Source organism: Providencia sp. PROV040, assembly GCF_032706145.1.
Taxonomy (GTDB): Bacteria; Pseudomonadota; Gammaproteobacteria; order Enterobacterales; family Enterobacteriaceae; genus Providencia; species Providencia hangzhouensis.
In genome coordinates this window covers 1,331,478-1,343,080 of sequence record NZ_CP120530.1, presented here as the reverse complement: position 1 = coordinate 1,343,080, position 11,603 = coordinate 1,331,478, and the positions used below count along the sequence as shown (strand labels likewise).

At 41.8% G+C, this 11,603-nt stretch carries 7 protein-coding genes; 3 read left to right on the top strand and 4 right to left on the bottom strand.

Annotated features, from left to right (window positions below):
- Positions 1 to 119: 119 nt before the first annotated feature.
- Positions 120 to 1,646 carry a dGTPase gene (gene dgt, locus P3L40_RS06175; RefSeq protein WP_136133981.1) on the bottom strand — a complete coding sequence of 509 codons (1,527 nt, stop codon included), beginning with the start codon at positions 1,644 to 1,646 and terminating at the stop codon, positions 120 to 122.
- Between the two features lie 257 nt (positions 1,647 to 1,903).
- On the opposite strand from dgt, the gene mtnN reads away from it, so the two are divergent.
- Together mtnN and btuF are read left to right on the top strand one after the other, a co-directional pair.
- Positions 1,904 to 2,596 (top strand): 5'-methylthioadenosine/S-adenosylhomocysteine nucleosidase, encoded by a 693-nt coding sequence (gene mtnN, locus P3L40_RS06170; RefSeq protein WP_036958290.1) that lies wholly within the window; start codon positions 1,904 to 1,906, stop codon positions 2,594 to 2,596.
- 68 nt (positions 2,597 to 2,664) lie between these two features.
- The gene (btuF, locus tag P3L40_RS06165; protein WP_210852358.1) at positions 2,665 to 3,495 is read left to right on the top strand and encodes a vitamin B12 ABC transporter substrate-binding protein BtuF; all 831 of its coding nucleotides are present in this window, start codon (positions 2,665 to 2,667) and stop codon (positions 3,493 to 3,495) included.
- Between the two features lie 149 nt (positions 3,496 to 3,644).
- On the opposite strand, the gene erpA is transcribed toward btuF, so the two are convergent.
- A complete protein-coding gene (erpA, locus tag P3L40_RS06160; protein ID WP_004260480.1) occupies positions 3,645 to 3,989 on the bottom strand; it encodes an iron-sulfur cluster insertion protein ErpA in 345 nt (114 codons plus the stop codon).
- 213 nt (positions 3,990 to 4,202) lie between these two features.
- On the opposite strand from erpA, the gene hemL reads away from it, so the two are divergent.
- On the top strand, positions 4,203 to 5,492 hold the full coding sequence (gene hemL / locus P3L40_RS06155; protein ID WP_210852418.1) for a glutamate-1-semialdehyde 2,1-aminomutase: 1,290 nt from the start codon (positions 4,203 to 4,205) through the stop codon (positions 5,490 to 5,492).
- 907 nt (positions 5,493 to 6,399) lie between these two features.
- Here hemL and mrcB read toward each other — a convergent pair.
- On the bottom strand, positions 6,400 to 8,922 hold the full coding sequence (gene mrcB / locus P3L40_RS06150; protein ID WP_210853429.1) for a bifunctional glycosyl transferase/transpeptidase: 2,523 nt from the start codon (positions 8,920 to 8,922) through the stop codon (positions 6,400 to 6,402).
- A gap of 182 nt (positions 8,923 to 9,104) precedes the next feature.
- Positions 9,105 to 11,564, bottom strand: coding sequence for an ATP-dependent helicase HrpB (hrpB, locus tag P3L40_RS06145; protein ID WP_210853427.1), 2,460 nt, complete (start codon positions 11,562 to 11,564; stop codon positions 9,105 to 9,107).
- Positions 11,565 to 11,603 lie beyond the last annotated feature (39 nt).

The following is an 11,603-nucleotide window of genomic DNA, read 5'->3' as shown; positions in this document are numbered from 1 at the left end:
TTTAATGCGTTGTTTTTTTCGCTAATTAATCCAGAAAAACGGCCAGTCCCATTATACCTGTTTTTCCTATCATTTGATTGACTACTTTTCCATTTTTATTATGCCATTCAATTATTATATTAATTACTAACCATAAATTTACGATATTCTTCATAGGCATAGTGGTCTGTCATACCGCTAATATAGTCTTGAATCAAACGAGCTCGATAATAAAACTCCAGAATAGATTTATCTGCTTCATTCGTTGCAGAAATTTTCTCAAGTGCTTCCGTGTAAGATAAGCGATGCTTATTAGATAATTTATGGAACAATCTCGTTTCAATGAAAAAGTGCTTGTGGTAATTTTTTTCAACGAGCTCAGCAAAATCCCTTCTATTCATCATCAGTAATGGGCTATAAAAATCTAATAACCCACTGATAATTCGGTAGCCTTGCAACTCTAACTCTTCAACTTCATGGTGGTTAAATACATGTTTAAAAGCCACTGTTTTCAATACTTTCAGTAATCTATGTTCTGGGCTTTTATCTTCTAACAAAGCGCTGTTAAAAGTGCCATTATAAATTTCAGGCAGATTTTTAATAAACTGCAGTGCACTGTAATGAGACAACTTCCCTGTAATATTCACGCGCAAATACATAAAGAACTGATCTTGCTGAATACGCCTTGTGTGGTTGTCACTGATATTATTGAAAGCTCGCATGACAGTTTGATCGAACAAATCATTTTGTTCAATATCACCCCACTCTGCTTTTAAGTACTCAATCAACTGCTCAACAGTAAAAATGCCTTTTTCCGCGGCATCATCTAAATCAGCAATACAATATGAAATATCATCAGCCGCTTCCATAATATAGGACAGAGGGAAACGGCAGTATTTCTCCATATCGAGTTTTTTGGTTAACTCACTGACAAAGTCCACCTCTGACCAATAATAGCCTGGTTTTTTCATCAAATAATCAAACTCAGGGGGAATTGGCTCCAAATCATAAGCTCCACGCGTATATTTTAAGATAGAACCAATTTGTGCATAAGTTAAGTTTAGTTTGAGTAAACGATGCGCCATGCGCAGCCCTTGCGCATTACCTTCAAATGAGCATAAATCCTGCTTTAATTGACGGCGGAATAAGTCTTGCTTTTCATTTCCAGTTAATTGTAATGCCGGTATTTGGCATGGGTCAGGGGAATTCGGCGTATACAAGTAACTTGGCGACAGTAACTTGATAAACCACCGTTGAATTGCAGCTTCACCAAAGTGCCCAAATGGAGGATTACCGATATCATGCATCAAACAAGCCATTTCGACTAAGCTTTCAAACGCATCACAACGTTCATCTAGCCCATAGGGCTCCAGTAATTTTTTCTTTTTTAATTCACCTAAAACCGTTTTACTGATGTAACGGCCAACCTGCTGAACCTCTAGTGAGTGAGTTAATCGGCTACGCACTGCTGCGTTTTGCTCTAAGGGAAAAACTTGTGTTTTTTGTTGTAAGCGGCGAATGGCTGCTGAATTGATAATCCGCCCACGATCACTTTCAAATAAGCGATTAACCGCATCTTCATCTTTAGGTGAAATTTTTTGGTTTTTCGCACTGCTCATGTAGTTACGCTGAAAGTTTAGCTTCTTAACAAAATTAATCTCACCCACTCTGCCACCTTCCCTATTTCGATTGATGTTTCATTATATAGCCTAAATACAGGAAAAAACCTTCACGACTCACCTTTCAATGTTACACTTCGTGCATCTTTGTAATTTCGTTGTCAAAATTCGAGTTGTTGCAATTAAAATTGCGAGCCCACTCGAAGAATGCAGCAATAACACAATAAAACATTATCGTCCCTAGTCAAAATATTGACACTATATTGACATTAATAGTGCAAATTGTGCAGGGAAAAGGAGACAAAATGAAAGTTGGAATAATTGGTGCCATGGAACAGGAAGTGGCGATTTTGCGCTCACAAATTGAAAACTGCCAAACTATTAACCGTGCTGGTTGTGAGATTTATACAGGCCAAATTAATGGCGTTGACGTTGCGTTATTGAAATCAGGTATTGGTAAAGTCGCAGCCGCAATCGGTACAACACTATTATTAGAGCATTGCCAACCAGATGTCGTGATTAACACAGGTTCCGCAGGTGGTTTAGACCCTCGTTTAAACGTCGGCGATATCGTGGTTTCTACAGAAGTTCGTTACCATGATGCTGATGTGACCGCATTCGGTTATGAACCCGGCCAAATGGCACAGTGTCCGCCAGCTTTCGTTGCTGATACTAAGTTAATTGAAGTTGCTGAGCAGTGCATTAAGTTATTGGATATGAACGCTGTTCGTGGATTAGTCTGTAGCGGTGATGCTTTTATTAATGGTGCTGAGCCACTAGCGCGCATCAAAGCGATGTTCCCACAAGTTGCGGCAGTAGAAATGGAAGCCACCGCGATTGGTCAAGTATGTCACCAATTTGGCATTCCATTTGTCGTCGTTCGTGCCATTTCAGATGTTGCAGATAAAGAATCCCACACGAGCTTCGATGAGTTTTTACCTGTTGCTGCCCGTCAATCTTCCCTGATGATCACAGCAATTTTAGCTAAACTCGCTTAATCATTTGCAAAAAAGGTATAACCATTTGTTAGTTATACCTTTTAATTAATTCTACGATGAATTTTGTTATGAAACGAATAACGCATTATTTTTCCCTTACTATCACCTTATTATGTGCTTTATTGGTGGCCTTTTCTGCACTAGGAGCAGCAAAGCAGCGCGTTATTAGTTTATCACCGGCCAATACTGAACTTGCTTATGCAGCAGGGCTTGGAGATAGCTTAATTGCGGTCAGTGCTTACTCCGATTACCCAGAGCAAGCAAAAAAATTAGAACAAGTCTCTGATTGGCAAGGTTTAAATGTAGAACGTATTATCGCACTTAAACCTGATTTAATCCTCGCATGGCGAGGAGGTAACCCCCAGCGGCCTCTTGATCAACTCGCAGGCCTCGGTATCCCAATTATTTATTTCGATCCTCAAACTATTGATGATGTCATCAACTCAGTGATTGAATTAGCACAATACAGCCCAACCCCAGAGATAGCACAACAAAATGTTGAAAAAATGCGCTCTAGGCTCGCTCCTTATCAAAAAGAAAAAATTTCTAATAAAAAATCAAAGAAAGTGTTCATTCAACTCGGTACTCAGCCTTTATTTAGCGCAGGTAACCACACGCTGCAAAATGATGTCGTAGAGTTTTGTGGTAGTGAAAATATTTTTGCTAATAGCACAGTTCAATGGCCTCAAATCAGTCGTGAGCAGGTGCTCACTCGCAAGCCAGATGTAATTATTATGACTGGTTCAGCCGAACAGGAAAAAACAGTGAAAAAATTTTGGCACTCACAGCTCAATGTCCCAATTATCCGATTAAATGAAGATTGGTTTCACCGAGCAGGCCCAAGGATTGTTAATGCGACAGAACAACTGTGCGAGCAGTTAAACGCATTATCTGATTGAGAATTACAAATTACAAATTACAAAAATTTTCTAAATAGTTCGAGTTGTGGCAAGGCGGCAAATGAAGATATCTCGGGGAGCATACATTAGTATGTGACCCGAGTAACTGAATGAAGCCAACACCGCCACAGCTCGAAATATGACGAAAATTAGACGCTGAAAGACGAACCACACCCACAAGTAGACTTAGCATTCGGATTGGTCACAATAAAGCGCGAACCTTCTAAGCCTTCAGTATAATCAACACTTCCACCCACTAAATATTGTAGGCTCATTGGGTCTACGACAAGAGCAACACCTTGTTTCTCGATTGTCATATCGCCTTCATTGATCTGATCATCAAATGTGAAACCATATTGGAAACCGCTGCATCCGCCACCAGTGATATAAACACGCAGACGCAGGTTTGGGTTGTCCTCATCAGAGACTAGATCTTTAACTTTAATTGCTGCCGCATCAGTAAATTGCAAAGGCAGAGCCGCATCATCACTCATTTTTTACTCCAAACCGGTGACCGGTAAATTCATGTGTAGGCTAAAACCTACTCAGATCAATTAACCTAATTATCCGCCACTTGACTAAATGGTTCAAGTGTTGTTACGCAATTAGACACATTGTGCATATCTTCGTATCAACATTTGGTTTAATTGGTGTGGTGCTTTAGAATGAGAGCAATTTTTTTCTTAGCCTCTTTCTGGAGCCCTGCGATGTCACAATCTGAAAAACTTTACGCACAAGCAAAAGAACAAATTCCTGGTGGTGTAAACTCCCCTGTTCGTGCTTTTAATGGTGTTGGTGGAACCCCATTATTTATTGAAAAAGCGGATGGCGCTTATATTTATGACGTTGATGGTAAAGCCTATGTAGATTATGTTGGCTCATGGGGACCAATGGTTTTAGGCCATAACCATCCTGAGATCCGTGATGCCGTGATCAAAGCGGTTCATAAAGGATTAAGTTTTGGCGCTCCGACTGCCGCTGAAGTTGAAATGGCTGAATTAGTTTGTGAACTAGTTCCCTCTATGGATATGGTACGCATGGTAAATTCAGGCACTGAGGCGACCATGAGCGCAATTCGCCTAGCTCGGGGTTACACAGGCCGTGACAAAATCATCAAATTTGAAGGCTGCTATCATGGCCATGCAGATTGCTTATTAGTCAAAGCGGGTTCTGGTGCGCTTACTATGGGCGAACCAAACTCTCCTGGCGTTCCTGAAGATTTTGTAAAACACACATTAACTTGTACCTATAATGACCTGTCTTCAGTCCGCCAAGCATTTGAAAATTATCCAGAAGATATTGCATGTGTCATTGTTGAACCTGTTGCAGGAAATATGAATTGCGTACCACCAACAGCTGAATTTTTACCCGGTTTACGTGCATTATGTGATGAATTCAATGCCGTACTCATCATTGATGAAGTCATGACAGGCTTTCGCGTCGCATTAGGTGGAGCACAAGATTACTACGATGTTCAACCTGATTTAACCTGTTTAGGTAAAATCATCGGTGGTGGTATGCCTGTTGGTGCCTTCGGTGGCCGCCTTGAAATTATGGAAAAACTAGCACCAATTGGGCCTGTTTACCAAGCAGGGACCTTATCTGGTAACCCTGTCGCGATGGCTGCTGGCCTCGCTTGCTTAAAAGAAGTCTCTCAGCCGGGAGTCCACTCACGTTTAAATGAATTAACAGAAAAGTTAGCTCGTGGTTTAAAACGTGTTTCCGCAGAGCAAGGTATCCCGATGGTTATCAATCACGTCGGTGGCATGTTTGGTATTTTCTTCACCGACGCCCCAACCGTAACTTGCTACCAAGATGTGATGAAATGCAACATTGAGCGCTTTAAGAAATTTTTCCATTACATGTTAGAGCAAGGTATTTACCTCGCGCCTTCTGCATTTGAAGCTGGCTTTATGTCTATCGCCCACAACGATGAAGACATTGAGAAAACTATCAAAGCCGCAGAAACTGCATTGATGAAAATTAAAGAGAATTAATTCACATTGATGTTATAGAGGTGAAATTTTATCCATTTTCACCTCTATTTTTTTATAGTTAAGATGTAGTTAATATATAGTTAAGAATAGATAACTCTAGGTTCGACACCACAATTCCCTAACTAATTAGCATTCAAATAATTAGCCTTTCAAATAAGCAATTCGCCAACTAATTAATTCTCTAAATAGTTCGAGTTGTGGCAAGGCGGCAAATAAGGAAATCCCTAGGAGCATACACAAGTATGTGACTAGGGTTGACGAATGAAGCCAACACAGTCACAACTTGAAATATGACGAGAAAAACCTTACACCACAATTCCCTAACTATTTAGCATTCAAATAATTAGCCTTTCAAATAAGCAATTCACCAACTAATTAATTCTCTAAATAGTTCGAGTTGTGGCAAGGCGGAAAATGAGGAAATCCCTAGGAGCATACACAAGTATGTGACTAGGGTTGACGAATGAAGCCAACACAGTCACAACTTGAAATATGACGAGAAAAACCTTACACCACAATTCCCTAACTATTTAGCATTCAAATAATTAGCCTTTCAAATAAGCAATTCACCAACTAATTAATTCTCTAAAGAGTTCGAGTTGTAGCAAGGCGGAAAATGAGGAAATCCCTAGGAGCATACACAAGTATGTGACTAGGGTTGACGAATGAAGCCAACACAGTCACAACTTGAAATATGACGAGAAAAGCCTTACACCACAATTCCCTAACTAATTAGTATTCAAATAATTAGCCTTTCAAATAAGCAATTCGCCAACTAATTAATTCTCTAAATAGTTCGAGTTGTGGCAAGGCGGCAAATAAGGAAATCCCTAGGAGCATACACAAGTATGTGACTAGGGTTGACGAATGAAGCCAACACAGCCACAACTTGAAATATGACGAGAATTTAGGGATTATTGCCAAACATATCCTTAACCCAATCCGGCGCATCATCTTGTTGCTCGCCATTATTACCATTTAAGTCCCAGATCGGGGCTTGCTCTTCTGACGCTTGGCATAACCCTTCTGGGTTATCTGTCCAAATCGGCAACATTCTACCGCCGCCGAAGTTTGAGCAACTTAATTGGCCGTCAGCAGTGACTTGCATATCAACAATGCCCTCTGGTGCACGGTTGATAAGTGCTAATGGCGCTTGGTTATCTAAGTAGCGTTGGTACACTTTCAGTGCGCCTGTCGCCCCTGTTAATTGTGTTGGACCGTTATTATCACGGCCAACCCACACAATCGCCACTTCTTTGCCATCAATACCTGCATACCAGCTATCGCGTAGATCGTTAGTTGTCCCTGTTTTACCGGCTAAATTATACTTGGCGTATTTGGTCAATAAGACTCTGCCCGTACCTTGTTTAACCACTTGCTGCATGCCATACAATGTGAGGTATGCCGCTTGGGAAGGTACTGCTCGCTCTGCAGATGGGTAGCTTTGGTAAATTTCATTGCCATCTCCATCAATAACAGAACGCAATGCAGATAATTTCGCACGATTACCGTCACCACCAATGGTTTGATAAACTTGAGCAACTTCCGCTGGTGTTAGGTTAACTGCACCTAATAACATCGCAGGAACTTTTTCCATGGCAGCCGCAGGAGCTCCTAAGCGTACAAAAGTATTAAACACTTGGTCTAAACCAACCTCTAGCCCTAAGTTTACCGTTGGGATATTTTGTGATTTTGCCAAAGCGTCAACTAACATCATACGGCCGTTGAAATTACGGCTGTAGTTTCTTGGGCTCCAGTTTTGATTCCCGACTTTTACTGTTAGTGGCTCATCTTTTAACCATGTATTTAAACGAAAACGGTCCGGTTCACTTAGTGCAGCGAGGTATACCGGAGGTTTTGCCAGAGAACCAATGCTGCGCCGTGCATTTAACGCACGGTTAAACCCTGAATATTGGGGCTGAGAACCACCAACCATAGCGCGTACTTCGCCATTAATGCGGTCAACTACCACCATTGCACCTTCTATGTCATCTAATTTACGAGATTTACGTAAATCAGCGACACCATTCTCAACTGCATTTTCAGCCGCAGTTTGAGCCACAGGATCTAGAGTGGTAAAAATTTTCGCACCAGAGAGTTCTTTAACTTTATCGCCCAATTTTTCATTGAGTTCTGAACGAACCATTTGCATAAAGGCAGGTTGAGAAGCCACTAGCCCTTCTTTATTTTTCACACCGAGAGGCCTTGCGCTCAGTACCTGATACATTTCTTGGTCAATCACACCGCGTGTTTCCAAGATTTTCAGTACGATATTACGGCGTTTAATCGCATTTTGTGGCTTAGTCCAAGGGTTATACGTTGATGCCCCTTGCACCATACCGACTAATAACGCCTGTTGATCAAAACTTAGTTCATTGATTGGACGACCAAAGTAATACAAGCTCGCTAATGGGAAACCACGAATTTCATCATTACCATTTTGGCCTAAAAAGACTTCGTTTAAATACAGCTCTAAAATGCGCTCTTTGCTGTAGTTGTAGTCCAGTAAAACCGCCATGTACGCTTCATTCGCTTTACGCTTTAATGTCCGTTCATTAGTCAAAAAGAGATTTTTGACTAACTGCTGAGTTAAGGTACTTCCCCCTTGAACGGAGCGTCCTGCACTTAAGTTAGCAACAACAGCACGGCCAATAGAGTACAAACTGACCCCATCGTGCTCATAAAAGTTGCGATCTTCGGTTTCTAGTAAGATTTTAACTAATGACTCAGGGAAATCAGATATTGGTAAAACTAACCGTTGCTCATTATTCGCCGACTGCATCATCGTGATCAGTTTCGGGTCTAAGCGGAAAAAGCCAAATGAGCGGCCGTTTTCCATATTTTCAATTTTGCTCAACGCGTTATTATCAAACACCATACGCGCGAGTATTTGCCCTTCTTTTTGATCAGGGAAATTGAACGGTCGGCGTAAGATTTCGATACTATTACCGCGTACTACAAATTCGCCCGATGTCGTTATTTTACTCACTTTACGGTATTGCATACCTTCAAGCAGGCGAACCATTTCAGCCTGGCTGTAGTCCATGCCCGGTTCAAGATTAACCATCCGGCCGTATACTGCGGCGGGTAAATCCCAAACCTTACCATCGAGACGTTCTTTAATTTGTTGGTTTAAATAAAAACCATATGCCGCGAGTAAAACAGCAAATACGATCATCAGTTTGACTAGCAGCCAAAACCAACGCCATTTACTTTTTACCTTCCGAGGCTTGTTCTTTTTTGAGCCTTTTTTAGCCATTTGCTCTTCTTCATCTTCATCATCGAGATATTGTTCATCAATATCATCATCTTCAAATAAATCTTCATCGTCATAGTCATCGCGGTCTCTACGGCGGCGAGATGAAGACTGTTTTTTCCCAGCAGTTTTTTTATTACGTCTGCCGATCGGTTCAAAATCTTTACCTGACATGGTCACTCCATATCACATGACAAAATAACTTAATAACTCACTAGTTACGCCAGTTTAGTGGTTAATTTTGGCTCATAACCTCAGAGATTTCACCAAAGAAAGCTCTTAATTACATTTCCTTACTCAGGTTAACGCATCGATAGCCTGAATGAGGAAACCCGCTATTAGAGCACAAAAATAGGTTATTTCGCACCCATCATCGCTTTTTTTGTTTGTCTCGTTGGCGCAGTATTTGCAGGGTCATCCGGCCATAAATGCTTTGGATAACGCCCTTTCATCTCTTTTTGTATCTCTTTATAGCTGCCCTGCCAAAATACGCCAAGGTCTTGTGTAATCTGCAATGGCCGCATCGCAGGAGAAAGCAAAGAGAGCGTAATAGGAATTTTCCCTTGTGCTACTGTCGGGTTCGCTTTTTCCCCGTACATTTCTTGCATACGAATAGCTATCACTGGTGGCTTATCTAACGAATAGTGAATACTTACATCATGTAAAGATGGCGCTCGATAGGTCTTCGGAAACATACTTTCTAACCACTGTTGCTGCTGCCAATCTAATCGATTGATTAATAAAGAGGCTAAATCAATCTGCTGTAGTTTTTGCTTATTTGTTATGCCATCAAGATAAGGTTCAAGCCATTCATCTAACGAATCTAATAGCGCTATATCATCAAAATCAGGAAAAGCAATATCAGGAAAATGCCGCTTAGCTAGCATGCAGCGAATACACAATTGCAAAGCATCTTCCTGCCAATTTAACTGCTGCAAGCCATTTTGCTTCAACCAATAAACCAGCGCTTGGCGAATCTCAGCCTTATCAGGGTTGCTCAAACGTTCTGATTTCACTACTAATTGGCCACATTGCAAGCGTTTCCAAGCTAATAAGGTCCCTTTTTGTTCATCCCATTCGACCGTTTCTTGAGTGTTAAATAAAGATGGGCAATCTGCTTGTAATCTGTCAATTTCAATAGGGTAAGCCAAGGAAATACGCGCATCCGCCATATTTTCGGGTTGCCATAAAGACACCACCATTAACCACGACTCTCCCACTAACCTATCCGATTCACCCAATACTGCACCTAAACCACTCGCTAATTGATAGCGCTGTTGGTTATCTCGAGATTTCGCAATGCGATCGGGAAACCCCACAGCTAACAACGTTGGTAACCACTCACTAATTAGCGCATCTTGCTGACCAATGGTACTCAACACTTTTTGTTCGCAAAGTGCTGATGCTCTCTTGCACCACCCCTCAGTTGGCCTTTCTATATAATAACGAAGATCTGCATCTTGTTGACGAGGAGGTTCCTCGATAATCGCCACTAGCAACGCAGCTAATTGAATAACATGCTGATTTTGGGTCTGTTGTGCCTTACATAGCATTGCCGCTGTTCGCACTGAACTGCCTAACACCGCCATCTGCTGCCCAAAAGGCGTTAACTTACCAGCCACATCAATGGCACCTAATTGACTGAGTAAATTTTTTGCCGCAGATATCGCAGGTTTCGGGGGTAAAGTCAGCCAATTCAGCTGTGCCACGTCGTGACAACCCCACTGTAATAAAGATAACCATAAGTTGCTTAGGTCACTTTGTGCAATTTCAGCCTCGCTAAATTGAGCCGCACGTTCAGCTTGCTCTTCACTAAATAAGTGCCAACAAACACCTGCTTCTAAACGGCCTGCTCGACCGGCTCGCTGCGCCATCGATGCTTGGCTGATTCGCTGTTTAATGAGCTTTGTCAGTCCTGTTCGTGGGTTGAACTGACCCACACGTTCAAAACCACTGTCCATCACAAGGCGGATCCCTTCAATCGTTAAACTGGTTTCCGCAATATTGGTGGCTAATACGACCTTTCGCATTCTTTCTGGTGCCAGCTGTATCGCCTGTTGCTGAGCCTGTAAAGATAATGCTCCGTATAAAGGGCATAAAAGTATGTCCTCACTTACCATCGAGGCGAGTTCTACTCTTACTTTCTCGATTTCCCCCATACCTGGAAGAAATAATAATAAAGACCCGTGATCTTGTTGCAATAACTGCCAAGCCGCTAGCGCCACTTCTTTATGGAAGAGTTTATTTGGGTTAATCGGATGATATTCACGTATTACGGCGAACGTACGCCCTTGTGAGGTGATAACTGGAGCATCAGGAAACAACTGATTCAGCCCTTGATTATCCAATGTCGCTGACATCAATAGAATACGTAAATCTTCACGTAAGGCTTGCTGTGAATCAATTAACAAAGCGAGACCTAAGTCTGCCTGTAAATTTCGTTCATGAAACTCATCTAAAATGACTAAGCCAACCCCTTCAAGCATTGGGTCATTTTGCAGTAAGCGGGTCAGTACGCCTTCTGTCACGACTTCAAGACGCGTGTGGCGACTAACTCTAGTTTCAGAGCGCATGCGTAAACCGATGGTATGACCGATATCTTCACCAAGTTGCTGTGCGAGGCGAGCCGCTACTGAACGTGCCGCTAAGCGACGGGGTTCCAACATAATAACCCGCCCATCAATAACCCCACTTTTTAATATTTCTAACGGTAAAACCGTTGATTTACCTGCACCTGTAGGTGCATGAAGCAAAACTTGAGGTGAAGCGACTAACGCGGTAAGTATGTCCTCACAAACTTCGAATATCGGTAACACTGAGGTTATCACTCCATGTATTTAACTTTTACTGTCAGA